The sequence below is a fragment of the Nonomuraea sp. NPDC059194 genome (assembly GCF_042754765.1).
GTDB lineage: Bacteria > Actinomycetota > Actinomycetes > Streptosporangiales > Streptosporangiaceae > Nonomuraea.
In genome coordinates, this window is the sequence record NZ_JBHZBH010000016.1 from 144,843 (window position 1) to 166,924 (window position 22,082).

The following is a 22,082-nucleotide window of genomic DNA, read 5'->3' on the forward strand; positions in this document are numbered from 1 at the left end:
ATATGGGACTTGAAGAGAAACTCCCCAGCGGGTTCATCCTCAGCACGGTCGAGCAGGCCGCCGGGTGGGCCAGGAAGAACTCGGTGTGGCCGGCCACGTTCGGTCTCGCCTGTTGCGCGATCGAACTGATGGCAACCGGTGCATCGCACTACGACCTCGCGCGCTTCGGCATGGAGCGCGCTTCGGCATCTCCCCGCCAGGCCGACCTGATGATCGTCGCGGGCCGGGTGTCGCAGAAGATGGCGCCGGTGCTCAGGCAGATCTACGACCAGATGGCCGAGCCCAAGTGGGTCATCGCCATGGGCGTGTGCGCCTCCAGCGGCGGCATGTTCAACAACTACGCCATCGTGCAGGGCGTCGACCACGTCGTCCCCGTCGACATCTACCTGCCCGGCTGCCCGCCGCGGCCGGAGATGCTGATCGACGCGATCGTGAAGCTGCACGACAAGATCCAGAACACGAAGTTCGGCGCGCACCGCGCCAAGCAGATCGACGAGCTCGAGCTGCAGGCGCTCCGTACGCTGCCCCTGATCGACCAGGAGGCCGCCAAGTGAGCGACAACCTCCCCGAGGTCTCGAAAGAGCACCTGCCCGAGGAGCCGGTGGTCCGCCACGGCATGTTCGGCGCCAGCGACACCGGTGACACCTCCGGTTTCGGCGGCCTCGTCGTACGGCGGGCCCCGCGCCTGTCGACCCCCCGCCCCTACGGCGGCTACTTCGACGAGCTCGTCGACAAGCTCGAGTCGTTCGACGGCGAGGCCATCGAGCGCGTCGTCGTCGACCGCGGCGAGCTGACCCTCCACGTGAAGCGCGAGAAGCTGGTGGAGGTCTGCCGGCGCCTGCGCGACGAGCCCGAGCTGCGCTTCGAGCTCAGCCTGGGCGTGAGCGGCGTCCACTACCCGCACCTGGTGGGCGAGGAGCTGCACGCGGTCTACCACCTGTGCTCCATCACCCACAACAGGCGCGTCCGCGTCGAGGTGAGCGCGCCCGACTCCGACCCGCACATCCCCTCGACGGTGGACGTCTACCCGACGCACAACTGGCACGAGCGCGAGGCCTACGACTTCTTCGGGATCGTCTTCGACGGCCATCCCGCGCTGACCCGGATCATGATGCCGGACGACTGGGACGGTCACCCGCAGCGCAAGGACTATCCGCTCGGCGGCATCCCCGTCGAGTACCGCGGCGCCGAGATCCCCTCGCCGGACAACAGGAGGTCGTACGCGTGAGCACGGGATATGACGAGGCGACCGAGGGCAAGGTCTACTCGGTCAACGGCGCCGACTGGGACGACCTCGTCGGCGCGGTGCGCGACTCCGAGGACGCGCGACTGGTCATCAACATGGGCCCGCAGCACCCGTCCACGCACGGCGTGCTCAGGCTCATCCTGACCCTCGACGGCGAGACGGTCACCGAGGCCCGTACCGGCATCGGCTACCTGCACACCGGCATCGAGAAGAACATGGAGTTCAGGACGTGGACCCAGGGGACCACGTTCGTCACTCGCATGGACTACCTCGCGCCGCTGTTCAACGAGACGGCCTACTGCCTGGGCGTGGAGCGGCTGCTCGGCATCGAGGACCGCATCCCCGAGCGGGCGCAGGCCATCCGCGTCCTGATGATGGAGCTCAACAGGATCTCCTCGCACCTGGTCGCGATGGGCACGTTCGGCATGGAGCTGGGCGCGACCACGCCGTTCCTCTTCGGCTACCGCGACCGTGAAATGATCATGGACCTGTTCGAGTACATCACGGGTCTGCGGATGAACATGGCCTACGTCAGGCCCGGCGGCGTGAGCGTCGACCTGCCCGCGGGCACGGTCGACAAGGTCGGCGAGTTCCTCAAGGAGATGCCCAAGCGCATCAAGGACATCCGCAAGCTGCTCGACGAGAACCCGGTCTACACCCGCCGGACCAAGGACGTGGCCTACCTCGACCTGACCGGCTGCATGGCGCTCGGCGTCACCGGCCCGATGCTCAGGGCCGCGGGCCTGCCGTGGGACCTGCGCAAGTCGCAGCCGTACTGCGGGTACGAGACCTACGACTTCGAGATCGCCACCGAGCAGAGCTGCGACGTCTACGGCCGCTATCTCGTTCGCATGAAGGAGATGGAGGAGTCGCTCAAGATCATTGAGCAGGCTCTCGACCGCATCGCGGGGCCGCTGAAGAACAAGCCCGTTATGATCGAGGACAAGAAGATCGGCTGGCCCGCCCAGCTGGCGCTCGGCCCCGACGGCTTCGGCAACTCGCCCGATCACATCGCGCACATCATGGGCAGCTCCATGGAAGCGCTGATCCACCACTTCAAGCTGGTCACCGAGGGCTTCAGGGTTCCGGCCGGCCAGGCCTACGCCTCGGTGGAGTCCCCCCGCGGCGAGCTCGGCGCGCACGTGGTCAGCGACGGCGGCACCCGGCCGTACCGCGTCCACTTCCGCGAGCCGTCCTTCACGAACCTGCAGGCCGTACCGGCAACCTGCGAGGGTGGCCAGGTCGCCGACGTGATCGCGGCCGTGGCATCCATCGACCCGGTCATGGGAGGTGTGGACCGGTGACGTATTCGCCGGAAGTCCGGGAGCGTCTCGAGAGGGACGCCAAGGAGATCATCGGGCGCTACCCGAAGACGCGCTCGGCGCTGCTGCCGCTGCTGCACCTGGTGCAGTCGGAGGACGGTTTCGTCTCCGACGAGGGCCAGGAGTTCTGCGCGGAGATGCTCGGCGTGAGCAAGGCCGAGGTCGTGGGCGTGGCGACGTTCTACACGATGTACAAGCGCAAGCCGATGGGCGACTACCACGTCGGCGTGTGCATCAACTCGCTGTGCGCCGTCATGGGCGGCGACCAGATCTGGGACGAGCTGTCGGAGCACGTCGGCGTCGGCCACGACGAGACGACCGGCGACGGCAAGGTGTCGCTGGAGCGCCTGGAGTGCAACGCGGCCTGCGACTTCGCGCCCGTGATGATGGTCAACTGGGAGTTCTTCGACAACCAGACGCCCGAGTCGGCCAAGCAGCTCGTCGACGACCTGCGCGACGGCAAGAGCGTCTCGCCCACGCGTGGTCCGAAGCGCCTGTGCACCTTCAAGGAGGCCTCCCGGGTGCTGGCCGGGCTGCCCGACGACCTGGCCGGTGACGGCCCGTCGGCGGCCGGCCCCTCGCTGGAGGGCCTGAAGGTCGCCAAGGCCAACGGATGGAAGGCCCCCGAGGCATGAGCACCACTCTCACTCCGGTCCTGACCGCGAACTGGGACCAGGCCAACTCCTTCACGCTGGAGGGCTACGGGCCCTACGACGCGGCGAAGAAGGCGCTCGGCATGGACCCCGACGCCGTCATCCAGGCGGTCAAGGACTCCGGTCTGCGCGGCCGTGGCGGCGCGGGCTTCCCCACCGGCATGAAGTGGGGCTTCATCCCGCAGGGCGACGGCAAGCCGCACTACCTCGTCGTCAACGCCGACGAGTCGGAGCCGGGCACCTGCAAGGACATCCCGCTGATGATGGCCAACCCGCACTCGCTGGTCGAGGGCATCATCATCACCTCCTACGCCATCCGCGCCAACCACGCCTTCATCTACGTGCGCGGCGAGGTGCTGCACGTCATCCGCAGGCTGCACGCGGCCGTGCGCGAGGCGTACGAGAAGGGCTACCTGGGCAACGACATCTTCGGCTCGGGCTACGACCTCGAGCTGGTCGTGCACAGCGGCGCGGGCGCCTACATCTGCGGCGAGGAGACGGCGCTGCTCGACTCGCTGGAGGGTTTCAGGGGTCAACCGCGTCTCAAGCCTCCGTTCCCTGCCGTGGCGGGCCTGTACGCGTCGCCCACTGTTGTGAACAACGTGGAGTCTGTGGCGAGTGTTCCCTCGATCATCGCCAACGGCGCCGACTGGTTCGCCTCGATGGGTACCGAGAAGTCCAAGGGCTTCGGCATCTTCTCGCTGAGCGGCCACGTCACCCGTCCCGGACAGTACGAGGCGCCGCTCGGCATCACGCTGCGCGAGCTGCTCGACATGGCCGGCGGCATCCGCGCGGGGCACGAGATCAAGTTCTGGACCCCCGGCGGCTCGTCCACGCCGATCTTCACCGCCGAGCACCTCGACGTCCCCCTCGACTTCGAGGCGGTCGGCGCCAAGGGCTCGATGCTCGGCACCCGCGCGCTGCAGATCTTCGACGAGACCACCTGCGTGGTCCGTACCGTCCTGCGATGGACCGAGTTCTACGCCCACGAGTCGTGCGGCAAGTGCACGCCGTGCCGCGAGGGCACCTACTGGCTCAAGCAGGTGCTCAAGCGCCTGGAGGCCGGTCAGGGCACCGAGGACGACCTCACCCTGATCACCGACATCGCCGACAACATCCTGGGCCGCTCCTTCTGCGCCCTGGGCGACGGCGCGACCAGCCCGATCCACTCGTCGGTGAAGTACTTCCGCGACGAGTACCTCAAGCACTTCGAGGTCGGCGGCTGCCCGTTCGACCACAAGAAGTCCACTCTGTGGGGTGACTCGTGAGAGAGCGAAGCGAGCGAGCCAATATGCACAGCACCTCGGTCGTCGGGCCGACGGAGGAGGTCCGATGACCACCACTGCCGTAGAGACCACAGTCGTCACCCTCACGATCGACGGCTTCCAGGTCACCGTGCCCAAGGGCACCCTGATCATCAGGGCCGCCGAGCTGCTGGGCATCCAGATCCCCAGGTTCTGCGACCATCCGCTGCTCGACCCGGCGGCCAACTGCCGTCAGTGCCTGGTCGAGATCCCCGACGCGGGCAACGGCCGCGGCTTCCCCAAGCCGCAGCCGTCGTGCGCGATCGAGGTCGCCGCGGGCATGGTCGTGCAGACCCAGCTCACCTCGCCGGTCGCCGAGAAGGCGCAGCGCGGTGCGATGGAGCTGCTGCTCATGAACCACCCGCTCGACTGCCCGGTCTGCGACAAGGGCGGCGAGTGCCCCCTGCAGAACCAGGCGATGTCCAACGGGCAGGGTGAGTCGCGTTTCCACGAGCACAAGCGCACCTTCCCCAAGCCGCTGCCGCTGTCGGCGCAGGTCCTGCTCGACAGGGAGCGCTGCGTGCAGTGCAAGCGCTGCATCCGCTTCTCCGACGAGATCGCGGGCGACCCGCTCATCGAGTTCTTCGAGCGCGGGGCCAAGGAGCAGGTGGGCGTCGCCGACGGCAAGCCGTTCGACTCCTACTTCTCCGGCAACACCATCCAGATCTGCCCGGTCGGCGCGCTGACCAGCGGTGCCTACCGCTTCCGCGCCAGGCCGTTCGACCTGGTGTCCAGCCCGAGCGCCTGCGAGCACTGCGCGAGCGGTTGCGCGCAGCGCACCGACCACCGCCGCGGCAAGGTCACCCGCCGTCTGGCCGGCATGGACATGCAGGTCAACGAGGAGTGGAACTGCGACAAGGGCCGCTTCGCGTTCACCTACGCGACGCAGTCCGACCGGCTGCGCACGCCGCTGATCCGCAACGAGGAGGGACTGCTGGTCCCCGCCTCGTGGCCCGAGGCGCTGGCCGCCGCCGCGGCCGGTCTGGCCCAGGCGCGCGGCAGGGCCGGTGTGCTGGTCGGCGGTCGCGTGACCGTCGAGGACGCCTACGGCTACGCCAAGTTCGCCCGCGTGGCGCTCGGCACCAACGACATCGACTTCCGTGCCAGGCCGCACAGCGCCGAGGAGACGCAGTTCCTCGCGCACGCGGTCGCCGGCAAGGGCATCGAGATCTCCTACACCGACCTGGAGCAGGCGCCCGCCGTCCTGCTGGTCGGCTTCGAGCCCGACGAGGAGTCGCCGATCGTCTTCCTGCGCCTGCGCAAGGCGTGGCGCAAGAAGGGCCTGAAGGTCACCTCGATCGCGCCGTTCGCCACCGAGGGCCTGGCCAAGATGGGCGGCACGCTCATCAGGACGCTGCCGGGCGGCGAGGCCGACGCTCTCAACGAGCTCGGCTCCGTGGCCGAGGGCACGATCATCCTGGCCGGCGAGCGGCTGGCCACCGTCCCCGGCGCCCTGTCGGCCCTGGTACGGCTCAGCGCCGCCTCCGGCGCCAGGCTCGCCTGGATTCCGCGCAGGGCCGGTGAGCGCGGCGCCATCGAGGCGGGCGCGCTGCCGAACCTGCTGCCGATCGGCCGCCCGGTCGAGGACGAGAGCGCCAGGGCCGAGGTGGCCAGGGCGTGGAACGTCGGCTCCGTCCCGGCCACGCCGGGCCGCGGCACCGCCGAGATCCTGGCCGCCGCGCTGAACGAGGAGATCGACGCGCTGCTCGTCGCTGGCGTCGACCCGCACGACCTGGCCGACTCCGAGGCGGCGCTGGCCGCCCTGGAGAACACGCCGTTCATCGTCAGCCTCGAGATCCGCGCCAGCGCCGTCACCGACAGGGCCGACGTGGTCCTGCCGGTCGCCGCCGTCGCCGAGAAGGCCGGCACGTTCGTGAACTGGGAGGGCCGCGGCCGCTCGTTCGAGCGCGCGCTGCAGGTGCCCGGCATCATGAGCGACCTGGGCGTACTGTCGGCCATCGCCGACTACATGGACGTGCACCTGGGCCTGCCCGATGCCGCCGCCGCCCGCAAGGAGCTCAGCGGCCTGGGCGCCTGGCGCGGCACCCGCGTCGGCGCGCCGAACGTCGCCGCCGCGGCCCAGCCGGTTCCCCAGGCGGGTGAGGCCGTGCTGGCCACCTGGCACCAGCTGCTCGACAACGGCCGTCTGCAGGACGGCGAGCCGTACCTCGCGGGCACCGCCCGTGCGGTCGAGGCGCTGGTGTCGGAGAGCACCGCCGCCGAGATCGGCGTGGTCGACGGCGACAAGATCGTAGTGGGTGAGACGGTGTCACTGCCGGTGCGCGTCGCGGACCTGCCGGACCGGGTGGTCTGGCTGCCGACGAACTCCGCCGGCTGCGCGGTCACGCGCGACCTGCGCGTGCTGGCCGGCGACATCGTCAGGATCGGGAGCGCCTCATGAGCTTGACAGTCCTCGCGACGGATCCGACCCTCGCCGACTTCGGTAAGGATCCGATCTGGATCACCATCATCAAGGCGGTCGGCATCTTCGCCTTCCTGATGCTGGGCATCCTGTTCGGCGTCTGGTACGAGCGCAAGCTGATCTCCCGCATGCAGAACCGCTACGGGCCCAACAGGGCCGGTAAATTCGGTCTGCTGCAGTCGGTGGCCGACGGCATCAAGATGGGCCTGAAGGAAGACATCTTCCCCAACACCGTGGACAAGGTGCTCTACCTGCTGGCCCCGGTCATCATGGTGGTGCCCGCCTTCCTGGCCTTCTCCATCACGCCGTTCGGGCCGATGGTGAACATGTTCGGCGTGCAGACGCCGCTGCAGCTGGTCGACCTGCCGGTCGCGGTGCTGTTCATGCTGGCGATGGGCGCGGTGTCGGTCTACGGCGTGATTCTCGCCGGGTGGTCGTCCCGCTCGCCGTACGCGCTGCTCGGTGGTCTGCGGTCGGCGGCCCAGGTGGTCTCCTACGAGATCGCGATGGGTCTGTCGTTCGTGGCGGTGTTCCTGTTCGCGGGCACGCTGTCCACCTCGGAGATCGTCAACGCGCAGGCCTCGGGCGGCACGCTGGATCTGCTCGGGCTCGAGATCCCGATGCCCTCCTGGTACGTGATCCTGCTGCTGCCGTCGTTCCTGATCTACGTGGTGTGCGCCTTCGGCGAGGCCGCGCGTATCCCGTTCGACCTGCCCGAGGGCGAGGGCGAGCTGGTGGGCGGCTTCCAGACCGAGTACTCCTCGTCGCTGAAGTTCGCCCTGATCATGATGGGCGAGTACCTGCACACCTTCACCGCCTCGGCGATGGCGATCACGCTGTTCCTCGGCGGATGGCGGGCGCCGTGGCCGATCTCGCTGTGGGACGGCGCGAACACCGGCTACTGGCCGTTCCTGTGGTTCTTCATCAAGTTCGTCCTGGTCTTCTCGTTCGTCGTCTGGGCCCGCGCCTCGCTGCCCCGCGTGCGCTACGACCAGCTGATGGCGCTGGGCTGGAAGGTGCTGATCCCGCTCAACCTGGCGTGGATCATGCTCGTGGCCACCGTCAAGCTGCTCAGGACCGACGGCATCGACCTGACATACGTGTACGTCATCGGGGCGATCGTGGTCGTCGGAGCCTTCGCCGTCTGGTGGCGCTTCGACACCGTGAACCAGCGTCGCAAGGACGCGGACAAGGCCCAGGTCGCGGCCGAGTTCGAGCAGCTCGCCAGCGAGCCGACGGCCGGCGGCTTCCCTGTGCCGCCGCTTGACCTGCCGCACTACCACGGGGTGGAGCGCAAGGAGGTTCCCAGTGGGAGCAACTGATTGGCTGAACCCCGTGAAGGGGTTCGGCGTGACCTTTCACACGATGTTCAAGAAGCCGGTCACGACGAACTACCCGGAGGAGAAGAAGCCCACGGCTCCTCGCTTCCACGGTCGTCACCAGCTGAACCGCTGGCCCGACGGGCTGGAGAAGTGCGTCGGCTGCGAGCTGTGCGCGTGGGCGTGTCCCGCCGACGCGATCTACGTCGAGGGCGGCGACAACACCGACGAGGAGCGCTACTCGCCCGGCGAGCGCTACGGGCGCACCTACCAGATCAACTATCTGCGGTGCATCCTGTGCGGCCTGTGCATCGAGGCGTGCCCGACCAGGGCGCTGACGATGACCAACGAGTACGAGCTCGCCGACTCCAGCCGTGAGAGCCTCATCTTCACCAAGGAGATGTTGCTCGCGCCGCTCACCCAGGGCATGGAGCAGCCTCCGCACCCCATGCGGCTCGGCGAGACCGAAGAGGACTACTACCGCTTGGGGCGCGAGAATGGGTGAGACCATCACGTTCTGGGTGCTGGCCGTGGTTTCCGTCGGCGCGGCACTCGGAATGATCTTCAGCCGTAAGGCGGTCTACTCGGCGCTCCTACTCGGCGGCGTCATGCTCTGCCTCGCGGTGCTCTACGCCGTCCAGGAAGCGCCCTTCCTCGCCGCCGTGCAGATCATCGTCTACACCGGCGCGATCATGATGCTCTTCCTGTTCGTGCTCATGCTGGTGGGCGTCGACTCGTCCGACTCGCTGGTCGAGACGCTCAAGGGGCAGCGCTTCTGGGCGGGCCTGGCCGGCGTCGGCTTCGCCGTCCTGGTGATCCTCGCGATCGGCAACGCGCTGTTCGTGCCCGAGCCCGTGGGCATGGCCGCCGCCACCGAGCAGGCGGGTGGCAACGTGCCGGCGCTGGCCAGGCTGGTGTTCACCCGCTACGTCTTCGCCTTCGAGGTCACCTCGGCGCTGCTGATCACCGCCGCGCTCGGCGCGATGGTGCTGGCGCACCGCGAGAAGGCCGAGCCGAAGGCGTCGCAGAAGGACCTGTCGCGCGCCAGGTTCGCGGAGGGCGACCCGTCGCCGCTGCCCGCGCCCGGCACCTACGCCAGGAACAACGCCATCGACATGCCCGCGCTGCTGCCCGACGGCTCGGTCGCCGAGCTGTCGGTCAACAGGCATCTCGCGCGCTACGACGTCGAGCAGGGCCACCTGCCCGACGACCCCAAGCTCGCCGAGGGCATCAAGCACGTGGCCGAGGAGGAACCCGTGACCGAGCCGCGCGAGGTGACCAAGTGACCACCGAGTACCTTGTTCTCTCGGCCCTGCTCTTCGCGATCGGCGCGCTCGGCGTGCTGATCAGGCGCAACGCGATCGTGGTCTTCATGTGCGTCGAGCTCATGCTCAACGCCTGCAACCTCGCGTTCGTCACCTTCGCCCGCATGCACGGCAACCTCGACGGCCAGATCATCGCCTTCTTCGTGATGGTCGTGGCCGCCGCCGAGGTCGTGATCGGTCTTGCGATCATCGTGACGATCTTCCGAACCCGCAGGTCGGCATCCGTGGACGATGCCAACCTGCTGAAGTACTAAGAGGTGACAGTGGAACCGGCTGAGATCATCCCGCACTCCGGTGGAGTGATCGGGGCCTCCTGGCTGATGATCGCACTGCCCCTCTTGGGCGCGGCGATCCTGTTGCTCGGCGGCCGCCGTACGAACGCCTGGGGGCACTACCTCGGCGTCCTGATGTCGCTGGGTTCGTTCGTCGTCGCGGTGCTCGCCTTCCTCCAGCTTTCTGGTGGTCGGTACAGCATCCACCTGTTCGAGTTCATTCCCGGCATGGCCGACATCAGCCTGCTGGTCGACCCGCTGTCGATCAGCTTCTGCCTGCTGATCACGGGTGTGGGTTCGCTGATCCACATCTACTCGATCGGCTACATGTCGCACGACCCCGACCGGCGCAGGTTCTTCTCCTACCTGAACCTGTTCGTCGCGGCCATGCTGCTGCTGGTGCTCTCGGACAACTACGTCTCCCTGTTCATCGGCTGGGAGGGCGTCGGTCTGGCCTCCTACCTGCTGATCGGCTTCTGGCAGTTCAAGCCGGCGGCGGCGGTCGCGGCCAAGAAGGCGTTCATCGTCAACCGCGTCGGCGACTTCGGCCTGCTGATCGCGATCTTCATCATGTGGACCACGTTCGGCAGCGTCGCCTTCGGCGACATCTCCGGCAAGGTCGGCGAGGCCTCGCAGGGCACGCTCACCGCCGTCGGCCTGCTGCTCCTGCTCGGCGCCTGCGGCAAGTCCGCCCAGCTGCCGCTGCAGTCGTGGCTCCTCGACGCGATGGAGGGCCCGACCCCGGTCTCGGCCCTCATCCACGCCGCGACCATGGTCACCGCCGGTGTCTACCTGGTGGTCCGCTCCGGGTTCATCTTCGAGGGCGCGCCCACCGCGCAGCTGGTCGTCACCATCGTCGGCGTGGCCACGCTGCTGGCCGGTGCCATCATCGGTTGCGCGAAGGACGACATCAAGAAGGGCCTGGCCGGCTCGACGATGTCGCAGATCGGCTACATGATGCTGGGCGCGGGCCTCGGCCCCGCCGGCTACGCGTTCGCGATCGCCCACCTGATCACGCACGGCTTCTTCAAGGCCAACCTGTTCCTCGGCGCCGGATCGGTCATGCACGGCATGAACGACGAGGTGGACATGAGGAGGTACGGCGGCCTGTTCTCGGTCATGAAGGTGACCGCGGTGACCTTCATCATCGGCTACCTGGCGATCATCGGCTTCCCGCTGCTGTCCGGTTACTTCACCAAGGACGGCATCATCGAGACGGCGATGCACCACAACGAGATCCTCGGCTGGCTGGCCGTGATCGGCGCGGGCATCACCGGCTTCTACATGTCGCGGATGGTCTTCATGACCTTCTTCGGCAAGCGTCGCTGGGACTCCGAGGCGCACCCGCACGAGTCGCCCGCCGTCATGACCGTCCCGCTGATCATCCTGTCGATCGGCTCGGTCTTCCTGGGCGGCTACCTGATCCTGGACAACCGGTTCATGAAGTACCTCGCGCCGGCCGTCGGCCTGCCCGAGGCGCTGCCGGAGTTCCACTTCGTCAGCGGCCCCGGCCTGGCGACCCTGGCCCTGGTAGCCGTGGGCGCCGGGTTCGCCTGGGTCAGGTACGGCAGGGCCGACGTGCCCGAGACCGCCCCGCGCGGCTCGTTCCTCACCGTCTTCGCCAGGCGTGACCTGTACGGCGACGCCCTCAACGAGACACTGCTCATGCGTCCAGGACAGTGGCTCACCCGCATCGCGGTGTTCTTCGACAACCGCGGTATCGACGGCCTGGTCAACGGGCTGGCGGCGGCCGTCGGCGGCTCGTCGGGACGGCTGCGCCGGCTCCAGACGGGCTTCGCGCGGACGTACGCGCTGTCCATCCTCTTCGGCGCCGCACTGCTGGCCGGCGCTCTGCTCCTCGTAGGGAACCTGTGATGCCCTGGCTTACGATCCTGATGGCAGTGCCCGCCGTGGGCGCTGCCCTGGTGGCCCTCACGCCGAAGGGCAACGGCAAGCTGGCCAAGCAGCTGGCGCTGGCCGTCTCGGTCGTCGTGCTGGCGCTCACCCTCGCGATGGCCGTGCAGTTCAGCCCGAAGGGGCCGCGCTTCCAGTTCGTCGAGACCTACGACTGGATCCCGAGCTTCGGCGTCCACTACGGCGTCGGCGTCGACGGCATCGCCCTGGTGCTGATCGCGCTGTCGGCGGTGCTGGTGCCGATCGTGGTGCTGGCCTCGTGGAACGACGCCGACGCCCCGCACGCCAAATACTCGGTGAAGACGTACTTCGCGCTCCTGCTGGTGCTCGAGGCCATGATGATCGGCGTCTTCGCGGCGACCGACATCTTCCTGTTCTACGTCTTCTTCGAAGCCATGCTGATCCCGATGTACTTCATGATCGGGTCGTACGGCGGCGCGCAGCGGTCCTACGCGGCCGTCAAGTTCCTGCTCTACTCGCTGTTCGGCGGCCTGCTCATGCTGGTCGCGGTCATCGGCCTCTACGTCATCGCGGGCAAGAACACCTTCCTGTTCCCCGAGCTGATCGGCGCCATCCAGGACCCGACCACGCAGAAGTGGCTGTTCGCCGGCTTCTTCTTCGCCTTCGCGGTGAAGGCGCCGCTGTGGCCGTTCCACACCTGGCTGCCCGACGCGGCGGCGCAGGCCCCCGCGGGCGCGGCCGTGCTCCTGGTGGGCGTGCTGGACAAGGTCGGCACGTACGGCATGCTCCGCTTCTGCCTGGAGCTGTTCCCCGACGCGTCGAAGTTCTTCACCCCGCTGGTGATCGTGCTGTCGGTGGTCGGCATCATCTACGGCGCGATCGTGGCCATCGGCCAGACCGACATGAAGCGCCTGATCGCCTACACCTCGATCTCGCACTTCGGCTTCATCGCCCTCGGCGTGTTCGCGATGACGAACGACGCGGGCGCCGGCGCCACGCTCTACATGGTCAACCACGGCTTCTCGACCGGCGCGCTGTTCCTGATCGCCGGGTTCCTCATCGCGCGGCGCGGCTCGCCGTACATCGAGGACTACGGAGGCGTGCAGAAGGTCACGCCGAAGCTGGCGGGCGTGTTCCTCATCGCGGGCCTGTCGGGTCTGGCGCTGCCGGGTCTGTCGTCCTTCGTCAGCGAGTTCATGGTGCTGATCGGCACCTACGAGCGCTACGCGGTTCCGGCGATCATCGCGGCGACCGGCGTGATCCTGGCGGCCATCTACATCCTGTGGATGTACCAGCGGATCGCGGGCGGTCCGACGGCCGAGCCGGTCAAGGAGTTCAAGGACCTCAACGGCCGCGAGCTGTGGGTGGTCGCCCCGCTGATCGCCCTGATCATCGGGCTCGGCTTCTACCCCAAGCCGCTGCTTGACGTGATCAACCCGGCCGTGGACCACACGCTGGTCTCCGTCCAGGTGGAGAAGTTCACCCCGGCGATTGCCGAGAAGGGGGCCGGACAGTGAACGGCACCATCCAAGCGCCGACGATCGAGTATGGCCAGCTCGCGCCGATGCTCGTGATCTTCGGCGCCGCGATCATCGGCGTGCTGGTCGAGGCGTTCGCGCCGCGCTACCTGCGCAAGTCGATCCAAGTGCCGGTGACGCTGCTCAGCATGGCCGGCGCGTTCGTGCTGGTCATCTTCCAGGTGATCAGCGGGGTGCCGGCCTCGGCCGCGGCGATGGGCGCCATCGCCGTCGACGGACCCTCGCTGTTCTTCTGGGGCGTCATCATCGTCCTGGCCTTCGCCAGCACGCTGCTGGTCCTCGACGACGACAACTTCGTCGCCTCCGCCGCCGCCGTACCCGGCAGCGCCGCGGAGGAGGAGGCGGAGAGCCTCGGTGGCGCGCACACCGAGATCTACCCGCTCATCCTGTTCGCGGTCGGCGGCATGCTGCTGTTCGCCTCCGCCAACGACCTGCTGGTGATGTTCGTCGGCCTCGAGGTCATGTCGCTGCCGCTGTACCTGCTGTGCGGTCTGGCCCGCCGGCGCCGCCTGCTGTCGCAGGAGGCGTCGATGAAGTACTTCCTGCTGGGCGCGTTCTCCTCGGCCTTCTTCCTGTACGGCATGGCCTTCGTCTACGGCTTCGCCGGCTCGGTCGACCTGGGCAAGATCAGCCAGGCGCTCGGCTCGGTGGGCGGCCTGGACACGATGCTCCTCATCGGTCTCGCGCTGCTCGGCGTCGGCCTGATGTTCAAGGTGGGCGCCGCGCCGTTCCAGGCGTGGAAGCCCGACGTCTACCAGGGCGCCCCGACCCCCGTCACCGCGCTCATGGCCTCGGGCACGCTCGTGGCCGCCTTCGGCGCCGTGCTGCGGGTTTTCTGGGTGGCTCTGGGCAACCTCGACTGGGACTGGCGTCCGGTCATGTGGGGCGTCGCCATCCTGACGATGGTCGTCGGCGCGGTCCTCGCGATCACGCAGACGGACATCAAGCGCATGCTGGCCTACTCCTCGATCGCGCACGCGGGCTTCCTGCTCATCGGTGTGATCGCGACCAGCACGCAGCCCGAGGGCAACGCCGCCACGCTGTCGGCGATCATGTTCTACCTGCTCGTCTACGGCATCAGCACGGTCGGCGCGTTCGCCGTCGTCACGATGGTGCGCGACGCGGGCGGCGAGGCAGGCCACCTGTCGCGCTGGGCGGGTCTCGGCAAGCGGTCGCCGGTGCTGGCGGGCGTCTTCGCCTTCTTCCTGCTGGCCTTCGCCGGTATCCCGCTCACCAGCGGGTTCTTCGGCAAGTACGCGGTCTTCGTCGCCGCCGTGGCCAACGGCGCGACGCCGCTGGTCGTCGTCGGCGTGGTCACCTCCGCGATCGCCGCGTTCTTCTACGTTCGCGTGATCGTGTTGATGTTCTTCAGCGAGCCCGCCGCCGACGGCCCGACCATCGCGGTGCCCTCAGCGGCCACCGCGGCTGTTATCACTCTCGCGGCAGCGGTTACGGTAGTGCTGGGGGTTTTCCCGCAGCCTGTCCTGGATCTCGCTGACAAGGCTGCCTCTGCCTTGTTTATCCGCTAAGGGGTTTATATGTCCGCGCCACCGGTTGTTGATCTGCCCATCGACGATGAGCGGTTGGCGCACGACCTGGCCAGCGGTCTCGCATCCGTCGAGAAGCTGCTGCGCACCTCGGTCGAGAGCGAGGACGCCTTCGTCACGGAGGCGTCCAAGCACCTCATCGAGGCGGGCGGCAAGCGCTTCCGCACGATGATGGTGCTGCTGGCCGCGCAGTTCGGCGATCCCTCCGCGCCGGGCGTCGTGCCCGCCGCGGTGGTGATCGAACTCACCCACCTGGCCACCCTCTACCACGACGACGTCATGGACGAGGCGCCCGTCCGCCGGGGGTCGCCTTCGGCCAACGCCCGGTGGGACAACACCGTGGCGATCCTCACCGGCGACTACCTGTTCGCCCAGGCGTCGGAGATCCTCGCCGACCTCGGCGCCGAGGCCATCAAGATCCAGGCGCAGACGTTCTCCCGCCTGGTGCGCGGCCAGATCCGCGAGACGATCGGCCCCTCCGCGGGCGTCGACCCGATCCACCACTACATCCGCGTCCTGGCCGACAAGACCGGCTCCCTCATCGCCACGTCAGGACGCTTCGGCGGCCTGCTGTCCGGCGCCCCCGCCGACGTCGTCGAACGGCTGTCGAGCGCGTGCGAGGCCATCGGGGTGGCGTGGCAGCTCGGCGACGACCTGCTGGACGTTGCCTCCGAGTCCGCCGAGTCCGGCAAGACGCCCGGCACCGACCTGCGCGAAGGGATCAGGACGCTGCCCGTCCTGTACGCGCTGGAGTCGTCGCCGTCGGCGCGGCTGCGGGAACTGCTGGCCGGGCCCGTGGCGGAGGAGGACGTGGCGGAGACGCTGACGCTGCTGCGGGCCGACCAGGGGATGGTGCGGGCCCGGCAGGAGCTGGACGCCTGGGTGAACCGGGCTCGGGCCGACCTGGCCACGCTGCCGGACATTCCGGCGCGGGCGGCGTTCCTGACGCTGTGCGACTACGTGGTGGAGCGGTCGGGCTGACGGGTTTCGGGCTCTTTCGGGTTCTTTAGATTCTCCAGGTTCTTTAGGGTTCTTTTGGGTTCGCCGTGGCGGCGGGGACCGGAGTCCTGCTGGGCGGCGCGCCTTCGCCGGACGGTCAGCGGTGACCGGCGGAGGCGCCAGGGTGGCTTGCCGTACCGGATGAGGTTGGGTGAAGGTCCGCGCGGCGGGCCCGCCGCGCCGTCGCCCGGAGGCTGTCATAGGTGAAGACCGCCAGCGCCAGCCACACGATCGCGAACCCCGCCCACCGGCTCGGCGGCATCGTCTCCTTCACGATCAGCACGCCCACCAGGAACTGCAGGACCGGGGCGATGTACTGCAGCAGCCCGATCATGCTCAGCGGCACCCTGATCGCGCTGGCCGTGAAGAACAGCAGCGGCACCGCCGTCACCAGGCCGCCGCCCGCCAGCAGCAGCGCGTGCCACGCGCCCTGGCTGCCGAACGTCGAGCCGCCCGCCTGCTCCAGGTACACCAGATAGGCCAGCGCGGGCGCCAGCAGCACCAGCGTCTCGACCGTGAGGCTCTCCGCCGCGCCGACGTTCGCCTGCTTCTTGACCAGGCCGTACACGCCGAAGCTGACCGCCAGCGTGAGCGCGAGCCACGGCAGACGGCCGTAGTCGAGGGTCAGCACGAGTACGGCCAGCGTGCCGAACCCGACCGCCACCCACTGCAGGGTCCGCAGGCGCTCCTTCAGCAGGATCACCCCGAACAGGACGCTCACCAGCGGGTTGATGAAGTAGCCGAGCGCCGTCTCGACCACGTGGCCCGAGTTGACGCCGTAGATGTAGGTGCCCCAGTTGACGGTGATGAGCAGCGCCGCGAGCGCCAGCAGCCCGAACTGCCTCGGCTGGAGCTGCCTGAACCACGACCAGTGCCTGCGTACGGCGAGGATCCCCACCACGGCCACCAGTGACCACGCCATGCGGTGGGCGAGGATCTCGACCGGTCCCGAGGGCTTCAGCAGCGGCCAGTAGAGCGGGAAGAGGCCCCACAGCGCGTAGGCGGCGACACCATAGAGGACTCCACGACGTTGGTCAGGCATGTAACCGATTTTCGCCCCTTACTCCATTAAATACAAATGCGTATTGCTATCTGGGATGATGTAGGGACTCTAAAGTGTTGGAGCGTAGGGTTGATGGAGGAGGAGGTGGATCATGGGCTGGCTGTTCGGCTCGCACAAGACATCGATGGTGAACGCCTCGGACGCCCTCCCGGGACGTTCGACGCCGATGCCCGTACCCGCGCGCCACGCGGTCCTCGACGCTCCGCTCGCCGGAGCCGAGGGTGAGATCGCGGACTTCGGCCTCGGGTGCTTCTGGGGCGCCGAGCGGAAGTTCTGGCAGACTCCGGGCGTCGTGTCCACGGCGGTGGGCTACCAGGGCGGCTACACCCCCAACCCCACGTACGAGGAGGTATGTTCCGGCGGCACGGGACACACCGAGGTCGTGAGGGTGGTGTACGACCCCTCCAAGGTGTCGTACGGGGAGCTGCTCAAGGTGTTCTGGGAGGCCCACGACCCGACCCAGGGCATGCGCCAGGGCAACGACGTCGGCACGCAGTACCGGTCGGCGGTGTACGTTCACTCACCGGAGCAGGAGAAGGTGGCGCTGGCCTCCAGGGACGCGTACCAGCAGGTGCTGACGTCGGCGGGCTACGGCAAGATCACCACGGAGATCGCCCAGGCGGGCGAGTTCTACCTTGCCGAGGAATATCACCAGCAGTACCTTCACCGCAATAAAAACGGCTACTGCGGGATAGGCGGCACAGGCGTGGCCTGCCCGATCGGCTTGACGTCGGGCGAGGCCTGAGCAGTGCCCTTACGGACGCCTCGGGAGCACCTGGAGGACATTCGCCGGCGACCGGGGGCATACGGCCTGGACGGCTCGTACCGGCTGTTCACGACGTACATCGCCGGGTTCGACGCGGGCGGTGGCCACACTCTCCTGGAAGGCTTCAGGGAGTGGCTGATCGTCCAGGCGAATGGGGGTAACAACCTCGTCTGGGAGGCGCTGGTGCTCATGCTGGCGTTTCCCGGCGAAACTGTACTGCTCTCTTCCGTGCGGGTGGATGACGAGCGGAACGCGGTCGCTGTAGACGTGCTCTTCGATGTGCTTGAACGTTTCCTGGCCGATCGTGATGGGCGGCCAGGTGGGCGGAACATGATCCAGGCTGCCTATGACCAGTGGCTCAGTCAGCAGAGCTGGATGCAGCCGTAGACGGGCTGTATAGATGGGCACGCAGAGTGATCGCGGCGACAAGTTTCTCTACAGGGTCAAGGCCGCCCGCCTGCGGCGGTCGGCGCGCGTCGGGGCGGTCGCTGGCCGCGCTGCGGCTCTCCGGCCGGTCGCGGCCAGCGCCGCCCACGCGCATAACCACCGCCACGAAGGACCCGAGACGGCGAAACTCACGACGAAAGGGACATCAACGCGCGTATCGCATTCGCAGCTCGTCCATTGCGAGGTCCCAGAAGGACCTGTAACGCTTAGCGCCGGGTTTCCATGGCGCGAGATACCAGGCTTCCCACTCACCTTCAGCGGTGCGGACGTGGGGATTGAGGAGAGCCACTCCGTCATCCCAGTATCCGGTCAGAAGGGTGTCGGGCACGTACTCCCCTCTGTAATGGATGGAGTCCTGCTCCGGTCCGTAGACGAAGTAGAGCTCGTCGGGCACGCTCCATGAGTTGTCCTGCTTAGGTTCTGACCAGCTCTCGGCGATCGAGGGATCGACATCACGGAGCCAGCCGACTTCTTCGACACGCAGCAGGCAGCAGTCATCGTCGCTGCCCCACCCGTTGGCGAACAGGAGAAACTGCCGGTAACTCGGCGGCAGCTGCACGCCCAGCCGCTCTTCAAGCTCGCGGACCTCTGCTTCGGTAGCCGGGGGATAAAGATCGCCGAGTGGACTGACCGCCGGGTGATCAAAACCCTCGGTCACCGGATGGCTTGCGGGGAGGCGTTCAGACCATGCGCACTGGGCACTCATCGCGAGAAGATATCCCGTTTCGAGTGGCTGCTGCACGTGCAGCACAAGCTTGGGCCGTCCCTCCCGATAGCCTCCAGGTGTGGGACATGAGAGATGATCAAGGTACGGCGTCTATCGATGCTGAGCGTCCCGCAGGTCACCCAGCACACCGGACCACAGGAGCGTCGCTCTCCTAATGCAGGTGTCGTTCGAGGCGGTAGCTTGGCTGAGGTCGTGACGATCGCTCACTTCGCTCACCAGCGTTCGGGCCGGGGCGATCGCCGCCAAGGACCTCCTTCGTCGGCCCTTGCCACTGGGGCTCCGCTACTGCGCGTTGATCTTGCTAGCGGGTTTGCTAACAACGGCTACAGATAGCCGTGGACGCTCCTGGATGCTGGCCCTGCCGAACATACCCACCGGCCAGGGCGATCGACTGCGGCGGACGCACCTGGACAGTCGTGAAGTCCCTACGGATCAGAAGGTTAGGGGTTCGAGTCCTCTCGGCCGCGCTCCAGGTCAAGGCCGAAGGAAGCGTGACCAGTGAGGCGACGTTCTTCGACACCAACTCTTCCTGTAGGGCATGGCCGATGACCAAGCGGAGTACGCGCCGCCCGCGCGGATGTCGAACCCCTTCACACGTTGGTGAGCGTCAGCGCTGAACTCGCCGTTCGCGCCAGCGGTGCTCCGGCCCGATCTGGGCCAGCCGCCTCGTTCTCAGCGATCAGTTTGGATAGAAGTCCAGGTCATCCTCGTCGGGCTTGACCGGCGCGTACTGCTGCAGCTCACCGTCCCTCAGCATCCATACCCTGAAGAACCAGTCCTCCTGATCCATCACGAAGACCTGCAACGCGTTCGGGCAGCGCCAGGGCTTCTGCGCGATGTGATCAAGGACTGCGTTCAGGTCGGCGTGGTTGAGCGCACCGGCCCACACATCGCACTCTGGGTACTTCCCCCCGCCCCATGCCGTGTTCTGACCGGTGGTCTCACGGAGAAAGCCACACCCTTGCCCCGGCGTATCCCCTCGAAGCGGCGCCTCCGTGCGCAGCCACTCGCTCAACGCTTCCACGTTCGGACGATCATCCGGATGGACCGACACCATCACGTTGGCTACCCAGCTCATTGGGCTATTGTCCGCCACAGCGGATCATCAGGGTTGACAGCCCTGGCTGGTCAGATTTCTCGGGCCTTGACGGCCCTGTGCTCCGGGTCGGGTTGCCATCGATTTACCCGGGTACCGCTGGGTGATCGTACAGGCGTCCAATGGATGAAGGTTCGGCAGCGCGGGATTTGTGGGCTCTCCAGCCACCCGTAAAGGCTGAAGATCAACCACGCTGCCGAACCCGCTTCGTGGAGCCGTCCAGGGGGAGCGGTCCCTGCCCTTGCTTCAGGCCACGCCGCGCAGTCTTACCGGTCTGAGGCTTACCTGGCTGCGCGCCTCGGCCTGCAGGTGCTTGTGCAGCTCGCCCAGGTTGCCCCCGCACCGTACGTTCGAGAGCCCGCTGTGCGCGGGAACCGAGACGATGCGAAACGCGTACCAGCCGCCCCCGGCAGCTTCCTGGATCTCCCAGCCGGGGAACGCGGTGGTCAACTCGCGCAGGGTCACCGCCATGACGGCTCCCCGGCGATCAGCTCGGACAGCGGGTGCGCGCTACGAAGGTCCGCATAGCGCAGCGCTACGCGTCGGGCGGCGCGGGAAGGATCTGCGGTGGGGTGCCAGGCGTAGACCATTCGCTCTCTGGTGGGGTTCCAGCCTGCACGCCACCAATACCGCTCGTGGTCGCACCACACCACCAGATCGACCCAGACGGACACCAGGGCCAACCCGTATCCGTCATGAACGTCAGCACGGATGCGCTGGTCTTCGAGCGCTCTCAGGAGAGCATGCGCGCTCTGGATGGGGCCGAACGCGATCAAGGGTGGCGTGGCGAGCATGTCTTCCCCGGATGAGATCGGATGACGATGCGTACGCCCCCAGCAAAGCGCCGGAGCATCTCTACCGGAGTAGCCCTCCTCGGACCCGGGGGAGGCCGATGCCGGATCACGCTAGGGGCCAAGGGGGGCCAGGAAGGGGCCAGCGCCGTGAATCGGCGTGTGATCACGGATTGGCGGATCGACGCCGGAGCATACTGTCGCCATGGATCGCGGCAGCCTGATTCGAGAGCTCCGCTTGACGCATGGCTGGTCTCAGGGCCGACTCGCCGCCAAGCTCTGTGAGGTATCCCAGCACGCGACTGTCACGCGTGAAGACGTGTCACGTTGGGAACGCGGGAAGCGCATCCCAGGCCCGTTCTGGCTCAGGCATCTGGCTACAGTGCTGGAGGTACCCCTCACGGCACTGGAGAGCGATCCCGTGAAGCGCAGGACCTTTCTCACCGACGTTGCCGCCGTCGCCATCGCCCCTGTGGCGGCTTCCGACATCATCGAGCACGGCTTCGCCGCCGCACTGACCAAGCGGCCTGATCTCGACTACTGGCACGCCAAGCTCGCGAAGTATGGCAGTGACTACATGTCGTTGGGGGCCGCCGAGATCCAACGCCGCCTTGCTGGTGACCTCGTTGTGCTTCAACAGCAGCTTGACCTACCCGGCATCTGGAGCGTGGCCGCCAAGCTCATGACCCTGTACGGCAAGACCTTTCCCGGCTCTGACGGGTCGAAGGCCGTCAACTGGTACCTCATGGCGACGCAGGCTGCCGACCGGTCGGACGACGACACGGCCCGTGTGTGGGTGCGTGGACGGGCGGCCATCGCCCTGGGGTACGAAGGCGCGTCGCTCTCGGTGGCCGAATCCTTCGCCAACCAGGCGCTTGCCATCGCTGAGAAGCCGTCGCTCGGGAGGCTGAACGCGCTCGTGGGCAAGGCGCACGTGGCGGCGCTTCGCGGCGACGTCAGGGGAGCGCGCACCCTGTTGGAAGAGGGACGCAGAGTATTCGATGTCGCAGGGTCGGAGGAGCAGGAGTCCGATTACGCCGTTCCATTGTGGCGGATGAACGTGTTCGTCAGCTTGCTGGCGGCGCGTCTTGGTGACGAACGCACGGCGCTCCAAGCACAGGAGGTCGCGGTCAAGAACCTCCCATCAACGCTGCCCAGGTTCGCGACCCACCTTGAGATGCATCGGGGCTTGATGATGGCTCGCGCCGGCGATCGGGTTGGCGGCGTCGCGTACGCCCGTACGGCCCTGGACAGGTTCCCTCCCGAGAAGCACAGCCTTACCTTGCGCATGCTGATGGAGGAAGTTCAGCAGAGCTGACATTGGAGGCGTCGAGGAAAGCCGCCTCTAGACTCTAGATCCCAGGTCAGGC

At 67.5% G+C, this 22,082-nt stretch carries 22 protein-coding genes; 17 read left to right on the forward strand and 5 right to left on the reverse strand.

Going from position 1 to position 22,082, the window contains the following annotated elements; translation table 11 throughout:
- Positions 1 to 2: 2 nt before the first annotated feature.
- The 14 genes from ACFXJ8_RS21050 to ACFXJ8_RS21115 all read left to right on the forward strand — a co-directional run bounded on the left by ACFXJ8_RS21050 (position 3) and on the right by ACFXJ8_RS21115 (position 15,804).
- A complete protein-coding gene (locus ACFXJ8_RS21050; protein ID WP_379645601.1) occupies positions 3 to 554 on the forward strand; it encodes a NuoB/complex I 20 kDa subunit family protein in 552 nt (183 codons plus the stop codon).
- Positions 551 to 1,228 carry an NADH-quinone oxidoreductase subunit C gene (locus ACFXJ8_RS21055; protein ID WP_379645602.1) on the forward strand — a complete coding sequence of 226 codons (678 nt, stop codon included), beginning with the start codon at positions 551 to 553 and terminating at the stop codon, positions 1,226 to 1,228. The genes ACFXJ8_RS21050 and ACFXJ8_RS21055 overlap by 4 nt, the downstream gene beginning before the upstream one ends.
- A complete protein-coding gene (locus ACFXJ8_RS21060; protein ID WP_379645603.1) occupies positions 1,225 to 2,550 on the forward strand; it encodes an NADH-quinone oxidoreductase subunit D in 1,326 nt (441 codons plus the stop codon). Before ACFXJ8_RS21055 ends, ACFXJ8_RS21060 begins: the two co-directional genes overlap by 4 nt.
- Positions 2,547 to 3,203, forward strand: coding sequence for an NADH-quinone oxidoreductase subunit NuoE (gene nuoE, locus ACFXJ8_RS21065; protein ID WP_379645604.1), 657 nt, complete (start codon positions 2,547 to 2,549; stop codon positions 3,201 to 3,203). Before ACFXJ8_RS21060 ends, nuoE begins: the two co-directional genes overlap by 4 nt.
- The gene (gene nuoF / locus ACFXJ8_RS21070) at positions 3,200 to 4,489 is read left to right on the forward strand and encodes an NADH-quinone oxidoreductase subunit NuoF (RefSeq protein WP_379645605.1); all 1,290 of its coding nucleotides are present in this window, start codon (positions 3,200 to 3,202) and stop codon (positions 4,487 to 4,489) included. Before nuoE ends, nuoF begins: the two co-directional genes overlap by 4 nt.
- 64 nt (positions 4,490 to 4,553) lie before the next feature.
- Positions 4,554 to 6,926, forward strand: coding sequence for an NADH-quinone oxidoreductase subunit G (locus ACFXJ8_RS21075; RefSeq protein WP_379645606.1), 2,373 nt, complete (start codon positions 4,554 to 4,556; stop codon positions 6,924 to 6,926).
- Positions 6,923 to 8,269 carry an NADH-quinone oxidoreductase subunit NuoH gene (gene nuoH, locus ACFXJ8_RS21080; protein WP_379645607.1) on the forward strand — a complete coding sequence of 449 codons (1,347 nt, stop codon included), beginning with the start codon at positions 6,923 to 6,925 and terminating at the stop codon, positions 8,267 to 8,269. The genes ACFXJ8_RS21075 and nuoH overlap by 4 nt, the downstream gene beginning before the upstream one ends.
- Positions 8,256 to 8,771, forward strand: coding sequence for an NADH-quinone oxidoreductase subunit NuoI (gene nuoI / locus ACFXJ8_RS21085; protein ID WP_379645608.1), 516 nt, complete (start codon positions 8,256 to 8,258; stop codon positions 8,769 to 8,771). Before nuoH ends, nuoI begins: the two co-directional genes overlap by 14 nt.
- The gene (locus ACFXJ8_RS21090; protein WP_379645609.1) at positions 8,764 to 9,552 is read left to right on the forward strand and encodes an NADH-quinone oxidoreductase subunit J; all 789 of its coding nucleotides are present in this window, start codon (positions 8,764 to 8,766) and stop codon (positions 9,550 to 9,552) included. Before nuoI ends, ACFXJ8_RS21090 begins: the two co-directional genes overlap by 8 nt.
- Complete coding sequence (gene nuoK / locus ACFXJ8_RS21095) at positions 9,549 to 9,845, forward strand: NADH-quinone oxidoreductase subunit NuoK (protein WP_183652029.1); 297 nt, start codon at positions 9,549 to 9,551, stop codon at positions 9,843 to 9,845. The genes ACFXJ8_RS21090 and nuoK overlap by 4 nt, the downstream gene beginning before the upstream one ends.
- 66 nt (positions 9,846 to 9,911) lie before the next feature.
- Complete coding sequence (nuoL, locus tag ACFXJ8_RS21100) at positions 9,912 to 11,738, forward strand: NADH-quinone oxidoreductase subunit L (protein ID WP_379645631.1); 1,827 nt, start codon at positions 9,912 to 9,914, stop codon at positions 11,736 to 11,738.
- Complete coding sequence (locus ACFXJ8_RS21105; RefSeq protein ID WP_379645610.1) at positions 11,738 to 13,255, forward strand: NADH-quinone oxidoreductase subunit M; 1,518 nt, start codon at positions 11,738 to 11,740, stop codon at positions 13,253 to 13,255. The genes nuoL and ACFXJ8_RS21105 overlap by 1 nt, the downstream gene beginning before the upstream one ends.
- On the forward strand, positions 13,252 to 14,805 hold the full coding sequence (nuoN, locus tag ACFXJ8_RS21110; protein WP_379645611.1) for an NADH-quinone oxidoreductase subunit NuoN: 1,554 nt from the start codon (positions 13,252 to 13,254) through the stop codon (positions 14,803 to 14,805). Before ACFXJ8_RS21105 ends, nuoN begins: the two co-directional genes overlap by 4 nt.
- Positions 14,806 to 14,814: 9 nt before the next feature.
- Complete coding sequence (locus ACFXJ8_RS21115; protein ID WP_379645612.1) at positions 14,815 to 15,804, forward strand: polyprenyl synthetase family protein; 990 nt, start codon at positions 14,815 to 14,817, stop codon at positions 15,802 to 15,804.
- Between the two features lie 115 nt (positions 15,805 to 15,919).
- On the opposite strand, the gene rarD is transcribed toward ACFXJ8_RS21115, so the two are convergent.
- Entirely contained in the window at positions 15,920 to 16,864 is a 945-nt protein-coding gene (gene rarD / locus ACFXJ8_RS21120; RefSeq protein ID WP_379645613.1) for an EamA family transporter RarD, read from the reverse strand.
- 112 nt (positions 16,865 to 16,976) lie between these two features.
- Between rarD and msrA the strand changes: the two genes are divergently transcribed.
- Positions 16,977 to 17,630, forward strand: a complete 654-nt coding sequence (gene msrA / locus ACFXJ8_RS21125) for a peptide-methionine (S)-S-oxide reductase MsrA (RefSeq protein WP_379645614.1) — start codon at positions 16,977 to 16,979, stop codon at positions 17,628 to 17,630.
- Between the two features lie 3 nt (positions 17,631 to 17,633).
- The gene (locus tag ACFXJ8_RS21130; RefSeq protein ID WP_379645615.1) at positions 17,634 to 18,038 is read left to right on the forward strand and encodes a hypothetical protein; all 405 of its coding nucleotides are present in this window, start codon (positions 17,634 to 17,636) and stop codon (positions 18,036 to 18,038) included.
- Between the two features lie 205 nt (positions 18,039 to 18,243).
- Here ACFXJ8_RS21130 and ACFXJ8_RS21135 read toward each other — a convergent pair whose 3' ends face one another.
- From ACFXJ8_RS21135 to ACFXJ8_RS21150, 4 genes are all read right to left on the reverse strand, one after another.
- Positions 18,244 to 18,849: an SMI1/KNR4 family protein gene (locus ACFXJ8_RS21135; protein WP_379645616.1), complete on the reverse strand. Its 606-nt coding sequence runs from the start codon at positions 18,847 to 18,849 to the stop codon at positions 18,244 to 18,246.
- A 655-nt stretch (positions 18,850 to 19,504) separates the two neighbouring features.
- Positions 19,505 to 19,903 carry a hypothetical protein gene (locus ACFXJ8_RS21140; protein WP_379645617.1) on the reverse strand — a complete coding sequence of 133 codons (399 nt, stop codon included), beginning with the start codon at positions 19,901 to 19,903 and terminating at the stop codon, positions 19,505 to 19,507.
- 264 nt (positions 19,904 to 20,167) lie between these two features.
- Positions 20,168 to 20,392: a hypothetical protein gene (locus ACFXJ8_RS21145; protein ID WP_379645618.1), complete on the reverse strand. Its 225-nt coding sequence runs from the start codon at positions 20,390 to 20,392 to the stop codon at positions 20,168 to 20,170.
- Positions 20,383 to 20,715, reverse strand: a complete 333-nt coding sequence (locus ACFXJ8_RS21150; RefSeq protein ID WP_379645619.1) for a hypothetical protein — start codon at positions 20,713 to 20,715, stop codon at positions 20,383 to 20,385. Before ACFXJ8_RS21150 ends, ACFXJ8_RS21145 begins: the two co-directional genes overlap by 10 nt.
- Before the next feature lie 202 nt (positions 20,716 to 20,917).
- Here ACFXJ8_RS21150 and ACFXJ8_RS21155 point away from each other — a divergent pair, with 202 nt between their 5' ends.
- A complete protein-coding gene (locus ACFXJ8_RS21155) occupies positions 20,918 to 22,030 on the forward strand; it encodes a helix-turn-helix domain-containing protein (RefSeq protein WP_379645620.1) in 1,113 nt (370 codons plus the stop codon).
- The last annotated feature ends 52 nt before the right edge of the window (positions 22,031 to 22,082 follow it).

What these genes read in the sequence shown, in the direction of transcription:
- ACFXJ8_RS21050 (WP_379645601.1), top strand. Translation starts at nt 3, where the DNA reads ATGGGACTTGAAGAGAAACTCCCCAGCGGGTTCATCCTCAGCACGGTC.
- nuoF (WP_379645605.1), top strand. Translation starts at nt 3,200, where the DNA reads ATGAGCACCACTCTCACTCCGGTCCTGACCGCGAACTGGGACCAGGCC.
- ACFXJ8_RS21075 (WP_379645606.1), top strand. Translation starts at nt 4,554, where the DNA reads ATGACCACCACTGCCGTAGAGACCACAGTCGTCACCCTCACGATCGAC.
- nuoH (WP_379645607.1), top strand. Translation starts at nt 6,923, where the DNA reads ATGAGCTTGACAGTCCTCGCGACGGATCCGACCCTCGCCGACTTCGGT.
- ACFXJ8_RS21090 (WP_379645609.1), top strand. Translation starts at nt 8,764, where the DNA reads ATGGGTGAGACCATCACGTTCTGGGTGCTGGCCGTGGTTTCCGTCGGC.
- nuoL (WP_379645631.1), top strand. Translation starts at nt 9,912, where the DNA reads ATGATCGCACTGCCCCTCTTGGGCGCGGCGATCCTGTTGCTCGGCGGC.
- ACFXJ8_RS21105 (WP_379645610.1), top strand. Translation starts at nt 11,738, where the DNA reads ATGCCCTGGCTTACGATCCTGATGGCAGTGCCCGCCGTGGGCGCTGCC.
- ACFXJ8_RS21115 (WP_379645612.1), top strand. Translation starts at nt 14,815, where the DNA reads ATGTCCGCGCCACCGGTTGTTGATCTGCCCATCGACGATGAGCGGTTG.
- rarD (WP_379645613.1), bottom strand. Translation starts at nt 16,864, where the DNA reads ATGCCTGACCAACGTCGTGGAGTCCTCTATGGTGTCGCCGCCTACGCG.
- msrA (WP_379645614.1), top strand. Translation starts at nt 16,977, where the DNA reads ATGGGCTGGCTGTTCGGCTCGCACAAGACATCGATGGTGAACGCCTCG.
- ACFXJ8_RS21140 (WP_379645617.1), bottom strand. Translation starts at nt 19,903, where the DNA reads ATGAGCTGGGTAGCCAACGTGATGGTGTCGGTCCATCCGGATGATCGT.
- ACFXJ8_RS21145 (WP_379645618.1), bottom strand. Translation starts at nt 20,392, where the DNA reads ATGGCGGTGACCCTGCGCGAGTTGACCACCGCGTTCCCCGGCTGGGAG.
- ACFXJ8_RS21150 (WP_379645619.1), bottom strand. Translation starts at nt 20,715, where the DNA reads ATGCTCGCCACGCCACCCTTGATCGCGTTCGGCCCCATCCAGAGCGCG.
- ACFXJ8_RS21155 (WP_379645620.1), top strand. Translation starts at nt 20,918, where the DNA reads ATGGATCGCGGCAGCCTGATTCGAGAGCTCCGCTTGACGCATGGCTGG.